The sequence below is a fragment of the Colwellia sp. Bg11-12 genome, assembly GCF_014076955.1.
Classification (GTDB): domain Bacteria; phylum Pseudomonadota; class Gammaproteobacteria; order Enterobacterales; family Alteromonadaceae; genus Colwellia_A.
The window spans coordinates 25,010-43,982 of the sequence record NZ_JACGUZ010000079.1 but is presented as its reverse complement, the minus strand read 5'-3'; the positions used below and the strand labels follow the sequence as shown (position 1 = coordinate 43,982).

Below are 18,973 nucleotides of genomic sequence, written 5' to 3'. Positions count from 1 at the left end.
AAGACTTTTTATTTTAAACAACGATATAATTACGTAGATTTTTTGACTAAGTCTCGGCCTAACTGCATCATGTGAACTTGATCAGGACCATCCGCTAAACGCAATGTTCGCTGTCCCGCATAAGCATGGGCTAAAAATGTATCTTGGCTAACCCCCACTGCACCATGGCATTGAATGGCACGGTCAATAACATCAAGTGACATATTTGGCGCCACTATTTTTATCATGGCAATAATATCTTTCGCCGCTTTATTGCCTTCAAGATCCATTTTTTGAGCCGCCTTTAAAGTCATCAAACGGGCTTGTTCAATTTGACAAGCTGAAATAGCAATGTCTTCACGTATAGATTGTTGTTTGATCATCGGGCGACCAAAAACAATACGTTCATTGACACGTTTACACATTAAATCAAGGGCGCGTTGAGCAACACCAATCGATCGCATACAATGGTGAATGCGACCCGGACCTAAGCGACCTTGAGCTATTTCAAACCCTTTACCCTCAGCAACAATAATGTTTTCAACGGGAACGCGAACATTTTCGAAAATAATTTCCGCATGCCCTTCGGGAGAATCATCATAACCAAACACCTTCATTGGTCGTACCATCGTAACTCCAGGGGTTTTCATCGGCACGAGTACTTGAGATTGTTGAATATAACGATTGTCATTATCAGGGTCTGTCTTACCCATAACAATCATAATTTCACACTGCTTACGGCAAGCGCCACTGATGTAAAACTTTTTACCATTGATGACATATTCATCACCGTCACGGTCGATGCGTAATTCAATATTGGTGGCATCACTCGATGCTACTTCAGGCTCTGTCATCGCAAAAGCTGAACGAATCTTCCCTTCTAGCAAGGGCTCTAGCCATTGTTTTTTTTGTGCTTCACTACCATATTTGGCGAGAACTTCCATATTACCGGTATCAGGTGCCGCACAATTAAAGACTTCTGGCGCCCACATCACTTTGCCCATAATTTCAGCTAAAGGTGCATATTCTAAGTTAGTTAATCCGGCACTGTATTTGCCATAACTTAGGGGTAAGAATAAATTCCACAGCCCTTGTGCTTTAGCCTTCGCTTTTAGTGTTTCCATTAACGGCGGCGTTGACCAAGGTGCTTGCGCAACTTGTTCATGCATTTCCTGTTCAGCAGGATAAACATAGGTGTCCATAAATAAGTTTACACGCTTGATTAACGCCTTAACTTTGTCACTGTATTCGAAATCCATGAGAGATCCTTTTAGTTTAATAACGCCCGTTGATCATGCGCTAGTGATTAATACGCTGTGGTAATAAAATTTTGAAAATCAATCAGCTATTGAATTTTTTAGTTAATAGCTGATAGTCATTAATTTAGCTCAACTTCATTAATGCGTCTTTATTGAAGGGGGCTATTTGGTCTTCTTTTTTATCTCGAATTTTATTTACCCACTCAGGGTCGACTAGCAACGCACGACCAATGGCAACCAAGTCAAATTCATCGTTATTTAAGCGCGTTATTAAGCCCTCAATACCGGTAGGATTAGAAGCACCGCCTAAATCTGTGTTTCCTTCACCGGTAAAATCACTGTCGAGACCAACACTACCAACGGTTATTACAGGCTTTTGTGTTAATTTTTTTGTCCATCCGGCAAGGTTTAGCGTTGAACCTTCAAATTCAGGTAACCAAAAACGACGCGTACTGGCATGAAATATATCAACACCAGCATCACTTAATAACGATAAAAAGAGCGCTAATTCTTCAGGGTTTTGGCAAAGTTTTGCATGATAGTCTTGCTGCTTCCATTGAGAAAATCTAAAAATAATAGGAAAATCATTACCTACCGCAGCGCGGATAGCTTGTACAATTTCTACACCAAAGCGGGTACGGTTTTCTAATGAACCTCCGTAGCCATCAACCCGCTGGTTTGTACCTTCCCAAAAGAACTGATCAACCAAGTAACCATGAGCGCCGTGAACTTCGACGCCATCAAAACCTACGTTTTTAGCGTCAAGAGCTGCTTGTGCAAAAGAAGCAACCACTTCATCAATATCAACTTGGCTCATTTCAACACCATTGGGTGCTCCAGGCTTGTATAATCCTGAAGGGCTATAAGCAGGCACCGATTTATCAGGGCCAATACCTTCTTTTCTTACGGAGCCGACATGCCAGATTTGTGGAACAATTTTGCCACCCGCAGCATGAACCTCATCAACAACATGTTTCCAACCCGCTAACGCTTCTTCACCAAAAATAGCAGGTACGCGTTCATAGCCATTCGCCGCTTTATGGGAAATAAAGGTCCCTTCTGTAATGATTAAGCCGACATTTCCTTCAGCTCTTCGGCGATAGTATTTTGCAACATCGCTATTAGGAATGTAGTTAGGCGAGAATGTTCGCGTCATGGGCGCCATAACCGTTCGATTCTTTAACGTTAGTCCACCGACTGTAAATGACTCAAAAAGTTTATCTGAATTATTGTTACTCATCTTATTTCCTAAATTTAATACTGTTATACATTCATTGACACACGTGACTTTATGCTTTCGCGTTGTATTTTTTATTTTTTATTTTTTATTTTTTATTTTTAATCAATAGATTACCTAACCAATTAAATAACCACCATCAACATTAATCGCGGTACCTGTGGTATAACTTGACGCATTTGAAACCAAGTAAAGTACCGTGCCTGCCATCTCTTCTGGCTGAGCAATACGTTTCATTGGTACGTGATGCAGCATTTGGTCGAGTATTTTGGGATTATTAACTAACGTTGAGGCAAATTTAGTATCAGTGCCGCCAGGCAATAGAGCATTCACGCGGATATTAAATTGGGCACATTCTTTGGCAAATGTTTTAGTCATAGAGATAACCGCGGCTTTGGTAATTGAATAGATGCCTTGAAAGTCACCCGGGATAACACCATTAATAGAAGCAACATTAACAATAGCGCCACCACCGTTTTCTTTCATGAGTTTAGCGCCCATAACAGACATGAAAAAATAACCACGAATGTTAACGTCTACTGTTTTTTGAAAGGCACTTAAATCAGTATCTAATACATGACCAAAATAAGGGTTGGCCGCAGCATTATTCACTAAGATATCAAGCTTGCCGTGTTGTTTTTTTATCGCAGAGAATATATGTTCTATTTGCTCCATCTCACCAATATGACAAGCTATCGCTTGAGCACTACCGCCTGCTGCAATAATATCGTCAACAACGGTTTGACACCCAGCCACCTTGCGGCTCGACACAATCACATGAGCACCACTTTGTGCCAGTAATTTTGCAATTTGTTCACCAATGCCACGACTTGCGCCCGTAACTAAAGCGATTTTTCCTGTTAAGTCAAATAGATTATTCATGTTAAGTTTCCTACTTAATATCTAATGTTTATTGATTATTGATTATCTAAACGTTACCCAATCACTACCAGCTGAGGTTAAATGGCTATAGTTATTGAAATAATCAATGTTTAAATTATTTTCTGAAAAGAGTAATTTAGTAACGCTTGTATTGCGTGATTGCTGATTAATCACTAATGTTTTTTCATCAGACAAGCCTAAAATATGTTGAATGATCACCGCTATGGTGCCACTTGAAGTAAAAATACAGATATTATTAGCATGTTGATTACTTTCAGTGATTAATGATAATTTTCTGGCTGTTAATTCTTGTTTAATAACATCTTGTAATGCACTAATGCAGCGTTTTTTAAATTGACTCCAGCTTTCTTTATAATCTTGGTCGTACTTGCCACTGATCCAACGGTCAAGCGCAAGCGCAAACTCTTTTTGAAAGCGTTTATTTGCGTTGGGTTTTTTACTTATGGCCGCAGCCATTTTTGCAAAGTCTCGCCATTGTGAGTCATAACAAATCAACAACTCTTCATGATTAAATTCATTAAACCCTGAATGCAAGGTAACGGGTGAAAGTGCACCTTGGTAACCAAGCAAAAAATGCTCTAAGGTTTGTCCATGGCGTAGTAAATCTCCTGAATAAATTTTGTCAGGTGCAGATCGCCAAGACTCACCAAGCAAACGCGATTGTTCATTGCCTTTTTCAGAGAGCAAGTCATAGTCGGCTTTACCAAAGGATGCCTGTCCGTGGCGTATAAGATACAGAGCAGTCATTCGCTTAAGACAGCCCGTTAATAGATGGATTTTCAAATCGATTAAAACATTTGCTTGTTATCATTTTTTATCGCTCACTATGATTATTTAATCGCCAAAACTTTGATTTATTGATAATAATCCGAAGCTATTAATTAAACAAATGAATAGTTCTTATAACCCACTATTCATTATTAGAATAAAGACTCAGTATTAATTGTCCACTTTATGAAATGTTAACCCGCAATATTTTTATTATTTACATAAAAAAGCCTTGCACATCTAGAGTGCAAGGCTGATTACTTTTAAAGGACTGCAATACTTTTTCGGCTAAGGTAACGCATTAAAAGTTATAAGAAATACTCGCTCCATAAGTGCTTGGCTGACTCGGATAGGCATTAAAGCTACCCGCTTGAATAGGCACAGGAAAGGCAGAATGAAAATATTCATCATTATTTAAATTACGTGCCCAAACTTGTAAGTTAACCCCATTGGGGAAGTTAAGCCCAGCACTGGCATTAAAAGTACTCACTTCTCGTGTTAGGGAATCAGGTACATTTTCAGCAAGGGTAACCTCGCTTTCATAGAGGTAATCTGTACGAATATATCCATTAATACCGGCACTTAATTCGAAATTGTAAGTCACACCAGCCGTAATACTTTGTTCATGTATTCCTGCAGGTTTTTGACCCGATAAATCAATAGGACCATCAACACCTGATGCACCTTTAAAAGCATCATAGGTGGGGTCAAGAAAGATACCCGCTAAGGTAAATGCCCAGTTTTCGGTTAGGTTGTAAGCAGAATCAAATTCGATACCTTGAGTACTTTGCTTACCGGCATTAGCCAAAACGAAGCCTGTGCCAACAAAAATAGCCGACTGAAACCCTTCTATCGTTTGGTCAAAGGCCGTTATGTTGAAGGCAACTTTTTCAAATCTGGCTTTCATACCCAATTCATAAACCGTTGATTCTTCTGGTAAAGCATATCGACCGCCGTAGCTTTGATTTTTTTGTACTAAACCATTAGTCATAAGCGCATCACTGTCTGCAGCGAATGGACGGGTATCGCGGGATAAATTCCATGATGATGCTTTAAAGCCCGTTGCAGCGGTGGCAAACAAATTAATATTGTCATTAAGTTCATAGGCTAAGCGCAATGACCACGTAGTTTTACTATCAGCGGTATTATCGTCTTCAACTGAGTTTGGTAATTCAAGCATGGGTGGCATGAACTGCAAACCTTTTAATGTTGGAATAGCTGGCGCTAATGTCGGTATGAAAGGCATTGGCACACCAAAAAGGGTTAAATCATTGTCTAAATCAATCGCTGAAAGCGTAGAGTTATTCTGTTGAGCAACACTGACATCTTTTTCATCATGGGTATAACTCACACCAAAGGTTGTCGTAAATTTTGCTGAAATTCGATAATCAATATTAGCAAAAATGGAATAAGCATCATTACTTTGCATAAATTGAGAATCAACAACTGTATCTGATGAAATAAATGAACCCGGCGCAAGGCCGTAAACCCCCTCTACCCCACTTAGCAAACCAGCAGCACCTCCTGCTGCTAACAAGACATCAAAATAGTTTCTCATATCATTGCCATAAAACAAGGCGTCTTGGGCGTCAACGTCTTCTTGGAAGAAGAACGCGCCTACCATCCAGTCTAGTTTGTTTACGCCAGTAGAGTTCAAACGTAACTCTTGCGTAAAGGTATCAATTTTAGTGTCACCACTTTCTTGGATAATATCTAAACTGGTGTAATCTATATCGTGTATAAAAGTAGATTCATTACTTCGCAATGCGGTAATTGAGGTAAAAGCAAAGCCATCGTAATCAACATCGACCTGCATAGATATCCCGCTATCTTCTACGGTATTTCGAGGGTCCATATTAAGGGCTGATGTATAGGAAAACGGGTCGGCTGAATCATTAACCATTCCGCCTAAAAATTGAACCGCACCCGTTGTGGGGCCATTAATCGCATTGGCAACAGTACAGCAAGCTTCATCGATCTCACTGTAGTCTGCAATAAAACGCACAGTAACATCTTGGTTAGGTTGATATAATGCTTGTGCACGTATATTCCAACGGTCTTTGTCATTCAGTTTGTTTAAACCACTTACGCTGTCAGTGTAACCATCACGCGTGTTGTAACCACCTGATAAACTAAAAGCTAATTCGTCTGTAACACCGTTAGTGATATAACCTTTCACCAATTGTTGATTGTAGTTACCATACCCCACTTCAACGTTACCTTCTAAATCGAAAGAAGGCGCCATAGTGCGCACATTGATAACTCCCGCAGAAGCATTTTTGCCGAACAAAGTACTTTGCGGACCACTGAGGACTTCAATCTGCTGGAGTCTGGGTAAATCACCAATTTGAGCAGCGGCGCGAGAACGGTATACACCATCAATAAATACCCCTACCGAAGGTTCAATACCGGTGTTGTTGGTACCATTACCAAAACCACGTATTGAAAAGTTAGTGTTCGTTGAACGTTGTAATGGAGTGACTCTTAACGTCGGCACGAGTGTTTGCAAATCATTAATATCTAAAACTTTTGCTTGTTCAATATCTTTACCCCTGACAACTGTAATGGCAATAGGCGTTTCTTGTAACCCAGTAAGCCGCTTAGACGCGGTTACCATTATACGTTCAATATCTTTCTCATCGTCTTGGCTGGCTGATTTTATTTCTTGAGCATTAAGCACAGAAGTACCCAGTGCACTAATGACTGCTGAAACGAGTAATGATCTCTTAAAGAGTTGTGATGCTAATCTTTGCGTCATGTTGTATCCCCATTTATTTTTACTAAACACTTATTGATTAAATGCGATTCTGCTCAAATACTTTGTTTGAGCATGATTCTTGTTTAAGCGCAGATAAAGTTTTATCAAACCGTACTGCTACACCAAGTTACCTTTGGTTTTTTACACAGTTATCGCACAATATTTACGCTACTTGACTATGCTAGGAGCAACCGTTAAATTAAACAAATGAATAAATTTCATAATCAACTATTCATTCTATGAATAGAATGAAATTATAATAATGATCATTATTTGATGGATTAGGTATTTATATATGAAGGTCGACTTAAATTTGTTTGTGGTATTCGAAGCGATTTACTGTGAAGGGAATATTACTAAAGCAGCATCTGCACTAAACTTATCACAACCAGCAGTGAGTCATTCACTGAGTAAACTACGTGCTCATTTTGACGATCCGCTTTTTGTTCGACAAGGTAATGAAATGCGCCCTACCGTTGTTGCCAACAATGTTGTATCGGATGTGCGCGAAGCTTTACGTCAGTTACAGATATGCTTAGCACAATCCAAACAATTTGAGCCAATGAGCTCCCGTAAAAGCTTTACTATATCTTTACACGTAGCTTTAGAGGCTTCTTATTTACCTCCTTTAATACAAAGAATAGCCAAAGAAGCACCATGGGTTAATATACAAAGTAGCCGCAGAGTCAACCGCCATGAATTAGAAAACAAACTCGCCAGTGGGGATATTGATTTAGCTATTGATACATTATTGCCCGTAAGTGACAACATAATACATACCCAACTAGAAAAAGATAAACTTGTGGTTGTTGCCCGCAAAAATCATCCTAAGATTAAATCTACATTAGCTTTAGACCAATATCTTGCGCTAGACCATATATTGGTTTCATCTCGTTCAACCGGTCCGAGTATTGAGGATTTTGAACTCGCTCGTCTTGGATTACAGCGAAAAATAGGCTTAAGGTGCCAACACACGTTTTCAGCATGTCGTGTGCTTGCCGGTAACGATATGTTACTCACAGCTACAGAGACAACCGCTAAAATGTATGCTCAATTACTCGATTTAGTTATTTATCCATTACCGGTAGAGTTACCCGATATTGATATGCATTTATATTGGCACACAAATCTGGACTTCGAACCTGCAAATAAGTGGCTAAGAAACAAAGTTATTCAAGCGACTCCCGGTACTTAAAATTCTGATACGACACGCTTTTAAACTAACTAAAAATTAGACATATTGTATTTATTAATGGGAATAATGAGCGTAAATGACGATTAAATTTCAACAAAAGCCGAGCATAATAATCAAACCTATCGCGAAGCATAATGGCATGTTTCTCTGCGTTTTGGGTGGCCTGCTTTTATGTGCTACGGTATTAGTGGCTCAATTTTATTGGCAAATATTTAGACTTGCCCATATTTTTGTTATTTTAATCAGTCTCGTTATTATCTTGGTTGGGGTCGTTAAACTTTTAGAGCCTGATATTAGTCTGTATTTGACACCTGATAAAATCATCTTCAATCACCGTTATGGCCATTGGCAATTAACATGGCAGGACATACAAAATATTCAGCCAGTTTCTGAAGTTATTGGCCTAGATAGAGAAGCATTGCCATACATAGGTATACGATTAGTACATATAGATAAAATCGCTAAAAACATATCAATTCGATTGGCTAATCGGTTGATTCACCAACAAAAAGGGCTAATTGTTTATAGTGTATTACATCAATTAATGACCTTTGAACAAGCTCAAATTAATTTTGATCCCTTTGTCTTGTCAAATGGCGAATCTATAAAAGGCCCCATCGCCGCATTTCTTCATCAATCTGAACAATTATCTGCGGCATTTGGCTATCATTTGTTCCTACCTGCCGATAGCTTTGACCGAGATATTAATGAATTCAACCACTTACTTAAACAGTGCAAAATGGCAAGTGCAACGTATCAAGAGACTTAGTTTCCTCATTTCTCAGTGTTTTTCTGCACCTTTTTCAATTGTACTTTTATCTGTTGTTGATATTTATTCATATCAGTTAAATACTCTTCTTTTTGTTTAGCCGTTAGTACCTGATACATTAATGCTTCAAAACATCGTGTATATGAGATAAAGCTGACCGTCAGTGAAGGAAATTGTTGAGTAACTAACATTGAAAATTGACTGGCTGGCATAGCAACTGGTTTTTCTAGTCCTTTAGCTTTTAATATTGCTAATATTTGCTGATACTGAGCTAACCATTGTACTAAAGGTTTACTTTTAGAACGTTTTATATTTGTTAACCACATAATAATCATCACTAAAAATAATGAGCCACCAATAGCACCTCCTATTTTCCATGCGCGTAAATCGCCAAACCATTGAGTGAGTAAATCATATTGTCTCGCAGAAGAATAACCTAGCACCAAGCGTGTCCATTGATAATCTAGTGCATCAAGCTGTAAGCGAAAAGTATTAATCAAAGCAAGGTGTTTGTAACGATGTAAATTCAGCAAATCATTATTAAAAAATGCATCTTGCTGTAACATTTGAGAGAGCCCGCTTTCGACCCGCTCAGGGTTTACCGCCGCGGTAGGATCAACCCTTACCCAGCCTTTGTCTTTAACCCAAATTTCGGCCCAAGCATGAGCATCATATTGGTAGATACTTAAGTGGCCACTTTGCTTGTTGTATTCACCCCCTAAATACCCCGTCACTAACCTAGCAGGAACGCCAGACGCTCTCATTAAAAAGGTAAATACACTGGCATAATGAACACAAAATCCCTTTTTCGTTTGATAAAAAAACTGATCTAAAACATCTCCAGATAACAACGGTGGCGATAACGTGTAATAAAAGTCTTGTTCTCGAATCATATCCAAAACAGCTTGTGCTCTTTCAATTTCATTTGGATAAGCACCATTGAGTTCTATTGCTTGTGCCTGGAGTTTAGGATTACTGTTAGCTGGTATGTGTAAATTTTTGGCTCTTTCACTATCACCTAATGGCGAATTAAGAAATGAGTGGGTATAACTGGTAATTTCATAACTCGTTGTTTGACTAACAGGCTTACTCTTTTTAATGGTGTAGTTAGCTAATTGCCTGATATCTATTTGATTACTCGACAAACTTTTAGGGTCAACCACCGCTAATGAAAAAAGCCAAGGTTGATAACTCGGTTCAACCATCACTTGGTAACGTGTTGGTAACCCCGTTAAGGGTAGAACATCAACAGGCACATTATCTGGCTTACCTATTTTAGTTGAGAGGTTATTTTTGTTTTGTTGCCATGTACGCCCGTCAAACTCATCCATCACCATTGCTCGCCAATACAACTGATTGTATTGAGGTATATCAGTAAAAAATTTCACTCGAAAAGCAAGCGCTGAAGATCTTGCTAAATGAGCAATATCCCCAGGAGTAACACTTTCTGACAAACCTGTTTGCGCTGATTTGGCTGACGGCACCTGCCAAAATGGAGAGAGCCTAGGGAAAACAATAAATAACACCACAGCAAGAGGAATGCTTTGAATGACCATTTTAGCACTGTTAATAAAGGGCTGTTTGTACTTTCCCTGTGGTAAGAAGTACGCGAGCAAAACAGTTAAATTCAAAATAAGTAAGCCAAAGACAAGCAGCGACATGAATAAAGACTGAGAAAAAATAAGTACAGACGCAAGAATGAAAATACCCAGTAAGATAATTTGGTAAAAATCTTTTCGAGTCGTTAACTCTAAACTTTTTAATGAATAAGCAAAACAAAGTAGATGCAACATACTTAACAGTACGCCTAATTCTCGACCATTAACCGCTATTGCGATACATCCAGAGCAAGCAAGCAATAAGACAACATATCGGTGAGGTTTTACTGTCGGCTTAATAAGCGTTAACGAACGCCAGCATAAACACAAACTAATGATCGCCAACATCCAAACGCTTAATTCACTTATAAGCAAAGATAAATTAAGGCATTGGCATACGAATAAACCCCAAGCATTTTTGCGGGATAAACTGAAACATTGCAAACCATCGTGACTATTTTTCATCAGAGTAACTTAGGGTAAAGCGCTAACGCCATCAAACACTGGTTAAAATGTTGTTGGCCTTGCGAGGGTTTGATTTTTTCTTGTCCTAAGTCCAAACCAAATATTTGAGCGGCATCGTTGTATTCTTTTACCAGAAAACACAAATACTGTAATTGCTTCTCTAGACCATGCTTTGGCATATCTGTGAGTTTCAACCAACACGTTGCTCCTTGTTGTTGATGGTAATGCTTAGTCAATCGACCTTGCCCTCGTGCAAATTGTTTCCATGCAACACGTGATAGTGGTTCGCCAGGAATATGTGTTTTAAGCTCGAAAAATTCATCGATGCCTGGTTTAGTATTTTCTAAAAATGAATTTTGCTTTACAGAGCCCGCAAAGTTGCTGGGTATATGCCTAACAGGTTCAGCTGCTGGATACAGCATGCACTTAAAATCAAAATCTATTCTTGTCCATGTTATAAATAAGCCTAATGGATATTCACTCCATATTTTTAAGCGACCCGGATAATGAACCCCTCTATTTTCGTAACGACAAGAGACATAAACGGTTTGATTTCCTTGCACAGTTTGAGGAAGATGAGACATTTTCTGATGGTCAAAACAAAAATTGAAGTCTAGACGATTGTTGGGGGATAATATTTTTACTGGCACCATAATATATTGTTTTGCATATCCCTCCACTTGCTTATCGGTAGATACCTCGATGCCCGATAGATTAAAAAAACTGTGCATCATCGTCGTAATAAACACACTCGCCATTAAGTAACTCAATAGCATAATGACATTATTTTGATAGTTAGTGGCCAAAAGGAATAACAACACCACAAAAACAAGATAAACAAAGCCAAAGCGTGTTGGCATAATGAAAATATTGCGGTTTGATAGCTTATGCTGACTGGCAGGTGGAATTCGGCGTTTTAGCCACCGATTAAGTCGCCTCTTAATAATGCAACTAATAAAACTTTGTATCGGTATTACAAATCTCGTCACGAGTATCTCTATATTTATGGAAAATATTTTTGATATTGTTATGTATTAAATGGATTTAATACATTAACTTGTGCAATAACTTGGTTGGAAACTTTTTCAGCGTGATCACCAAAGCGAGTTGCCGCTGACTCAAGCCTATGCTGACATACAGCGCCAAATACTGTTTGAATATCTTCGGGTATTACGTACGTTCTTTCTGCCATAAAAGCCCATGCTTTAGCGGCACTCACTAATGCTTGTCCTGCTCTTGGTGACAAAGGTCTGCCCGCAAAACCTTGACGCCTACTGACATGATTTAAGGCGATAACATATTCAATAATATTATCTGAGACAGTCACCTGTGACACCATCGATTGCATAGCTATAAGTTTACTGGTATCAACACAAGGCTGTAGCTTTTTATAGCTATCGTGACTACTTTCACTCATTAAAATTTGTTTTTCTGCTGCAATATCAGGAAAACCGAGCGATATACGCATCATAAACCTATCGAGTTGAGACTCAGGCAGTGGGTATGTTCCTGCATGTATTAGAGGGTTTTGTGTAGCAATAACAAAGAAAGGTTGAGGTAATACGTAAGTTGTCCCATCAATGCTAACTTGGTGTTCTTCCATCGCTTCGAGTAAAGCACTTTGTGTTTTGGGACTTGCCCTATTAATTTCATCACTTAGTACCACCTGATTAAAAATCGGACCTTGATGAAGTTCAAATTTTTTACTTTCAGGGTTAAAAATAGAAATACCAATAACGTCAGCGGGTAACAGATCACTGGTGAATTGAGTTCGTTGATAGCTGAGCCCAAGGGTTTTTGCTAACACCTGTGCAAGGGTAGTTTTACCCATACCGGGTAAATCTTCTATCAGGATATGACCTTTTGCTAATAAACAGGCAAGTGCCAAACGTATTTCTTGAGGCTTACCTAAAACAATACCGCCTACTTGAGCTAAAATTGCTGAAACTAAACTTTGCATAATGTGATGACCACGTTATTTAACATAATTGATATCATTCAATATACCCCCATTAAAGTGCCAAGGATGCTAAAACAATATCAACAAATAGCATCACGATACAACTTTATTTAATCAGTAAACATAAGCAGCGAATATAAATTCACCTCAACGATGCAAGGTTTTTATGTTTATTTGAAAAGACTTATTCTAAGGAGATTATCACAGCAATAGGTTAAAGTAGTGTAAAGAACATTCATAAAAACAATTCAAATTTTTACAAATAGCGAATGTCTGCATTAATAATTCAGACACTCGCTATTTCAGGAGTGCATTCAAAGATGTTAGAAATAGCAGTTATCTACTTAGTTGCAGCATTTGTTGCCGTACCGGTCGCCAAAAGGCTTGGCCTAGGATCAGTTTTGGGCTACCTGTTAGCCGGTATTTTAATTGGACCTAATTTATTAGGCCTCGTTGGCGACCAAACAAGTGTTATGCATTTTGCTGAATTCGGCGTAGTAATGATGCTATTTTTAGTGGGTTTGGAGCTACAACCGGCGCGACTTTGGAAGTTGCGACATTCAATTATTGGCTTAGGCGGGTTACAAGTTTTAGCAACAACCGCCATTATATTTGCGCTTTGCTTTTATATATTTACTTTTGCTTGGCAAACAGCTTTAGCTATTGGGCTAATGTTAGCGTTGTCTTCAACAGCGATTGTTTTACAAACATTGACAGAAAAAGGTTGGATTAAACAAGATGCAGGACAAAACGCTTTTTCTGTCCTCCTTTTTCAAGATATTGCGGTAATTCCTATTCTTGCCCTATTACCGATACTCGCCTTTCAAGATTTAAGCTCGGTAGCGTCGTCAAGCAATAGTTTAATTGCCCATTTACCTGTTTATGCTCAGGTGACTATTTCATTGGCAGTAATAGCGGCTATTATTTTAGCTGGGAAATACATATCTTCACCTTTATTTCGATATATTGCAGAAACAAGATTACGTGAAATATTTACCATTGCAGCGTTATTATTAGTTATTTCTATTGCACTTATTATGGAAAAAATAGGGTTATCACCAGCCTTAGGCACTTTCTTAGCGGGGGTGGTTTTAGCTGAAAGCGAATTTAGACACGAGTTAGAGGTTGATATTGAACCTTTTAAAGGACTACTATTAGGACTGTTTTTTATCACCGTCGGAGCTTCAATAGACTTTCCATTACTCCTTGATAAAATTACTATTGTTACATTTGCCGTCGTAGCCCTTATTGCGATTAAAGCGCTTGTTCTTTATGTACTTGCTCACTTTTTTAACATGAAAGGAAGTCAAAAAATATTATTCACTTTGGCTTTGGCTCAAGGAGGTGAGTTTGCTTTTGTTTTACTTTCACTCACCAGTGACCTACTTATTACATCGCCAGAGCAAACTAAGTTAATTACACTTATCGTTGCAATATCGATGCTTTGCGCACCATTACTACTCATTATATATGAAAAATCGTTAGCTAGAGATAGCTCGACAGTACCTGATTTTGATTCAACTAAAGAAATTGAAGCAACCAAAAATGTTATTATTGCGGGTTACGGACGTTTTGGCCAAATAATAGGTCGGCTATTAACCGCTCAGGGATACCATTTATCGATTCTTGATCACAGCCCTAGCCAAATTGACTTACTCAGACGCTTTGGCAGTAAAGTTTTTTATGGTGATGCGGCTCGCCAAGATTTATTAGAAGCGGCAGGAGCAAAAGAAGCAGAAATGCTTGTGATTGCTGTAGACGAACCCGACAAAACATTAGATATTATTAAGCTGGCTCAAAAGCACTACCCGCACTTAAAAATTATTGCTCGCGCGATTGACCGACGACACGCTTACCAAATTATGCAGCTTGGTGTAACAAACTTTAAACGAGAAACATTTGACTCAGCTGTAAATCTTGGCATCGAGGCGCTAGTACTGCTCGGTAATGAGCAAGCTGAATCTGACAGAGCAGGGAAACTCTTTACTGAACACGACCTTGAATCAATGAACATTTTAGCCCACAAGTGGGGAGATGATAAAAGCTATGGCGTAGCGGTTAAACAACGTACAGAAGATTTAAAACAAGTGTTGCAAAACGACAAAATCGAGCAAAACAAACTGAATACTTGTCATAATAAAATAAAATAGCATAATGTCAGTAGCTCTTTGCCCTTATGAATAAGAGCTACTCATTTTTAATTTCGTGTTGATTTAATAAACCCCACTCACCCTTTCCACTAAGAAATCAACGGCAGCTTTTATTTTAGGTATTTGGTAGCGCTGCTTTTGATACAATAAAAAAACGCCAAGATTTGCCTGTTGCGTTATATCAATACTTGGTTTTATAGTCAGTTCGGTGAGTTCACCCGAGGCAATATAAGGTTTTAATGCCCAACGTGGCATCATTAAGATGCCTAAGCCCTCGATAGCCTTGTTGACTAACCACTTACCATTATTACTAATTAACACCTGCTCGGCTGAAACATCTTGCCATTGATTATCTATTTCGCACAGCCAAGGTGTAGGTCCATTAGGCGTTTTAAAGTAAAGCCCTTTATGCTGTTTTAAGGCTAAGGCATTAACAGGCACACCAAATTTTTCTAAATAGCGAGGTGCCGCGACAGCAATAAAGTTATTCTCCATTAATTTTATCGCTATAACGCGTTCGTCAGGTGCATAACCACCGCGAATAGCCAAATCAACTTGATCGCGAGCCAATGTTGACAGATCATCACTGAGGCTTACATTTAATGTTATTTTCGGATACAGCTCACTAAATTCGTCTAACAGTGGTAATAGTATTCGTTCTCCAAAACCCACCATCGAACTAATATTGAGCACCCCCATCGGCGAAGACTGATAGTTTTTGACGGTTTCATCACTGTAGGCTAATAAAGACAGTACTTCGCTAACCTGCTGATAATAGGTTTGTCCGATTTCGGTTAAACTTACAGACCTTGTTGTACGTTTTAAAAGTGTCGCGCCCAAACTCTGCTCTAAATCAGCTATTCTGCGCGAGAGTGACGAAGGGGGTACTGAAAAAAGCTCAGCGGCTTTACTAAAGCTGCCATTCTCAACCACCTTTACAAAATATTTTAGTGCTCTTAACTGATCCATATACTCTCTTCTGCCACTATTGTCTTTATGACAATAAACATTGGTTAATTAGCCCCTATATCTTATCGTAAAATAGAGGAATAATAACCCTACTTAATAACCACTCAACAAATATTACCGACAGGAAGAAAACGCATGAAAACATATACTGCGATCAATCTTATTAAACGCCCAACTGGCGGCCCCATTAATGCCGAACTATTTGCCGTTGTACAAAAAGATATGCCAACGTTAGGCACAGGTGAGTTTTTAGTTAAACAAAATTATATGTCACTTGACCCAGCAATGTTCGGCTGGATGAGTCCTGATACATCCAGCTATATTCCACCGGTAGCTTTAGGTGATGTCATGCGTAGTTCTGGTATCGGAGAAATTGTTGAAAGTAACCACCCTGATTTTAGTGTGGGTGACCGTGTAATGGGTATGATGGGTTGGCAAGAATATTTTCTGAGCAACGGACAGGGTCTCAATAAAGTAACGGCTCCATTACCCGATGAAGCCGTGTTGTCGGTTTTCGCTTTACCTGGATTAACCGCAACACAAGGCTTATTTAACGTAGGTAAGCCTAAGAAAGGCGAAACAATTATTGTTACAGGTGCCGCAGGTTCGGTTGGCTCGATTGTAGGTCAATTAGCTAAAGCAGATGGTTTAAAGGTCATTGGTGTTGTCGGGAGTGAAGAAAAAGCTGATTGGATTGTCAATGAATTAGGTTTTGATGCGGCGATTAATTACAAGAGTGACGATTTAGATGCACAACTAGCTAAACACGCCGTTGATGGTATCGATTTGTATTTTGAAAATACAGGTGGACCGATTCAAAATTTAATTTTTGAACGTATGAACGCACATGGTCGCGTAATCGTATGTGGACTTATAGCTGATTACGACAAACAAGTGGCAACCCCTGGCCCAAGCTGGATAAATGTCATTAAACGTCGTCTCAACATTCAAGGTTTCACTATGCCAGATCATTTTCATGAGGTCCCTGCATTACTTGAAAAACTGACGCCTTACGTTATGGCCGGTAAAATAAAACACAGATCGCATGTATTAGAAGGACTAGAGTCAGCTATAGATGGTTTAAACTTATTTTTTAAAGGCGAAAATAAAGGTAAGTTGATTGTAAAACTATAATGATTAAAAGGCTTTTGGTGCTTACTTTACCCTAAGCCTTATATTCATTATTTGTCAGTACCACATCGATTATAAACTTGCTTTATTAGACGTAGATAATGGTGTAAACGTCTAATCGTTAATGACTTATTAAATTGGAACTCACATGAATAAATTACACATTGATATCGTTTCAGATGTAATGTGCCCTTGGTGTATTGTCGGATACAAAGGCCTTGAGTCAGCACTCAACGCGCTTGAATTTGATCTAGAAGTAACAGTCAACTGGCTTCCTTTTGAACTCAATCCAACAATGCCCATTGAAGGCCAAAATATTAAAGAACATTTGATTGAAAAATATGGCATTACTGAACAACAAAGTGCACAAAACAGAGAGATGATCACTCAGCGCGGCAAAGAGGTTAATTTTGACGTTAACTTTTCACAGCAAATGCGCATGATCAACAGTTTTGATTTACATCGATTATTAGCTTGGGCTAAAAATCAAGGTAAGCAGCATGAATTGCAAATGGCATTTTTTACTGAGCATTTCACCCAAAACACCCCCTTAAATGAGCATGAAAATTTAATAAGAATAGTCAGTGATCTCGGTCTCGATGTTATTGCAGCGAAAGAAGTACTCAACTCAAAGGCTTATGCTGAACAAGTACGAGCAGAGCAAAAAATAAGCATAGACAAAGGGATCAACTCGGTACCTACGTTCATTTTTAATCATAAGTATTCTATCTCTGGAGGGCAAACCAAGGCCACTTTTATGCAGGCATTAAAACAAATAGCTCAGGAATCATAAAATCTTTTTATCTTGTGTGTTAACTGGAGTGTTTTTAGAGATTTATTGGTTTTGGTAAAGAAATTAAACATCATGTTCAACCTGCTCATTGGCTGGTTGAACCTCAAGACACGATCCTATTTTGTCTAAACTGCTCGCTATCATTGCAGCGAACAGTGAACGTAAAATAAAGCAAATACACTTAAGTGTTAAAGGAAGACAACAAAAGAGGCCTAAAACGCTTCGTTAGTCTTCTAAATTCGACATTCGATTTTTTAATAAAAAACCTTTTTTCGATATAAAATATTCAGTGTTGGTTGCCACTTATGCTTTATGATCAAATATACCCTCGCCTGTCAAACATTCTAGGTTAGAAGTTTTTATGGCAGAGAATTTTATCTAATTGGTCAGGTTTAATTAAACCATTTTTATCAATATCTACAAAATATGGCAATTGCCAACGTTGTGTATTTTTACCCGATTCAGAAAATACTTTTGTGCCAATTTCACCTCTATTTTGACTCCACGGAGGAAATACTCGAAATCCGGTTTTACCCTTATTTTTTGTGGAAGAAACAATGCCTTTTTCAAGCAATAGAGCAATGGGAAAAATAAACATTCCATGCTGAGTACTCTTTACCGATCCTTCTATAGCTTTAACGCTTGTTTGACTCGTGACTTGCACGAATAAGTAATCAAGATCATTCGACTTTAATGGGATAGGTTTATTATCATTGAGAGAGTCAACAAATGGGCGTTGCCAAATGGCAAGAAATGCACCGGGTCTATCGGTAGTAACCTTCCCTTTACGATAAACAATTTTTTTTTCATCTATAGAAAAAACTAACCCTTCATATTTTGAGCTTTCGGATAGTGGGTCTAACGTTACACCTTTCGTTATTTTATAGCCCGCAGGAATGAGTCCCTTCACTAAAAGAGACTCGAATTCATCACGATAATTTTTATTTGCCAAAAACACGTCTCAATTTAGATTTATCAAGTATCGTATCGATATACACTAGCAGGCATAAATGCGGGTAATAAAAATTGAAAATGAGCC

General features: G+C 38.5%; 15 protein-coding genes. 5 read left to right on the top strand and 10 right to left on the bottom strand.

What is annotated here, in order from left to right; all coding sequences use genetic code 11:
* Positions 1-29 precede the first annotated feature (29 nt).
* The 5 genes from H4J39_RS16160 to H4J39_RS16140 all read right to left on the bottom strand — a co-directional run bounded on the left by H4J39_RS16160 (position 30) and on the right by H4J39_RS16140 (position 6,904).
* Entirely contained in the window at positions 30-1,238 is a 1,209-nt protein-coding gene (locus H4J39_RS16160) for an acyl-CoA dehydrogenase family protein (RefSeq protein ID WP_182229389.1), read from the bottom strand.
* Between the two features lie 124 nt (positions 1,239-1,362).
* The gene (locus H4J39_RS16155; RefSeq protein WP_182229388.1) at positions 1,363-2,478 is read right to left on the bottom strand and encodes an NADH:flavin oxidoreductase; all 1,116 of its coding nucleotides are present in this window, start codon (positions 2,476-2,478) and stop codon (positions 1,363-1,365) included.
* Between the two features lie 114 nt (positions 2,479-2,592).
* Positions 2,593-3,357 carry an SDR family oxidoreductase gene (locus H4J39_RS16150; protein ID WP_182229387.1) on the bottom strand — a complete coding sequence of 255 codons (765 nt, stop codon included), beginning with the start codon at positions 3,355-3,357 and terminating at the stop codon, positions 2,593-2,595.
* A gap of 42 nt (positions 3,358-3,399) precedes the next feature.
* A complete protein-coding gene (locus H4J39_RS16145; RefSeq protein WP_182229386.1) occupies positions 3,400-4,125 on the bottom strand; it encodes a histidine phosphatase family protein in 726 nt (241 codons plus the stop codon).
* Positions 4,126-4,447: 322 nt separating this feature from the next.
* Positions 4,448-6,904 (bottom strand): TonB-dependent receptor, encoded by a 2,457-nt coding sequence (locus tag H4J39_RS16140; protein ID WP_182229385.1) that lies wholly within the window; start codon positions 6,902-6,904, stop codon positions 4,448-4,450.
* Positions 6,905-7,199: 295 nt separating this feature from the next.
* Between H4J39_RS16140 and H4J39_RS16135 the strand changes: the two genes are divergently transcribed.
* Both H4J39_RS16135 and H4J39_RS16130 read left to right on the top strand, forming a co-directional pair.
* Entirely contained in the window at positions 7,200-8,099 is a 900-nt protein-coding gene (locus H4J39_RS16135; RefSeq protein ID WP_182225049.1) for a LysR family transcriptional regulator, read from the top strand.
* A 76-nt stretch (positions 8,100-8,175) separates the two neighbouring features.
* A complete protein-coding gene (locus H4J39_RS16130; protein ID WP_182229384.1) occupies positions 8,176-8,868 on the top strand; it encodes a DUF2982 domain-containing protein in 693 nt (230 codons plus the stop codon).
* A gap of 5 nt (positions 8,869-8,873) precedes the next feature.
* On the opposite strand, the gene H4J39_RS16125 is transcribed toward H4J39_RS16130, so the two are convergent.
* The 3 genes from H4J39_RS16125 to H4J39_RS16115 are packed head-to-tail and all read right to left on the bottom strand — an operon-like array spanning position 8,874 to position 12,891.
* Positions 8,874-10,931 carry a DUF3488 and transglutaminase-like domain-containing protein gene (locus H4J39_RS16125; protein ID WP_182229383.1) on the bottom strand — a complete coding sequence of 686 codons (2,058 nt, stop codon included), beginning with the start codon at positions 10,929-10,931 and terminating at the stop codon, positions 8,874-8,876.
* Positions 10,931-11,920: a DUF58 domain-containing protein gene (locus H4J39_RS19330; protein WP_182229382.1), complete on the bottom strand. Its 990-nt coding sequence runs from the start codon at positions 11,918-11,920 to the stop codon at positions 10,931-10,933. The genes H4J39_RS16125 and H4J39_RS19330 overlap by 1 nt, the downstream gene beginning before the upstream one ends.
* Before the next feature lie 38 nt (positions 11,921-11,958).
* Positions 11,959-12,891 carry a MoxR family ATPase gene (locus H4J39_RS16115; protein WP_182229381.1) on the bottom strand — a complete coding sequence of 311 codons (933 nt, stop codon included), beginning with the start codon at positions 12,889-12,891 and terminating at the stop codon, positions 11,959-11,961.
* A gap of 320 nt (positions 12,892-13,211) precedes the next feature.
* On the opposite strand from H4J39_RS16115, the gene H4J39_RS16110 reads away from it, so the two are divergent.
* Positions 13,212-15,041, top strand: a complete 1,830-nt coding sequence (locus H4J39_RS16110; protein ID WP_182229380.1) for a monovalent cation:proton antiporter-2 (CPA2) family protein — start codon at positions 13,212-13,214, stop codon at positions 15,039-15,041.
* A gap of 63 nt (positions 15,042-15,104) precedes the next feature.
* Here H4J39_RS16110 and H4J39_RS16105 read toward each other — a convergent pair whose 3' ends face one another.
* Entirely contained in the window at positions 15,105-16,010 is a 906-nt protein-coding gene (locus H4J39_RS16105) for a LysR family transcriptional regulator (protein WP_182229379.1), read from the bottom strand.
* A 135-nt stretch (positions 16,011-16,145) separates the two neighbouring features.
* On the opposite strand from H4J39_RS16105, the gene H4J39_RS16100 reads away from it, so the two are divergent.
* Both H4J39_RS16100 and H4J39_RS16095 read left to right on the top strand, forming a co-directional pair.
* Entirely contained in the window at positions 16,146-17,144 is a 999-nt protein-coding gene (locus H4J39_RS16100) for an NADP-dependent oxidoreductase (RefSeq protein ID WP_182229378.1), read from the top strand.
* Between the two features lie 145 nt (positions 17,145-17,289).
* Entirely contained in the window at positions 17,290-17,934 is a 645-nt protein-coding gene (locus H4J39_RS16095; protein WP_182229377.1) for a DsbA family oxidoreductase, read from the top strand.
* Positions 17,935-18,283: 349 nt separating this feature from the next.
* Here the strand turns inward: H4J39_RS16095 and H4J39_RS16090 are convergent, their stop codons facing one another.
* Positions 18,284-18,886 (bottom strand): MepB family protein, encoded by a 603-nt coding sequence (locus H4J39_RS16090; RefSeq protein WP_182229376.1) that lies wholly within the window; start codon positions 18,884-18,886, stop codon positions 18,284-18,286.
* Positions 18,887-18,973 lie beyond the last annotated feature (87 nt).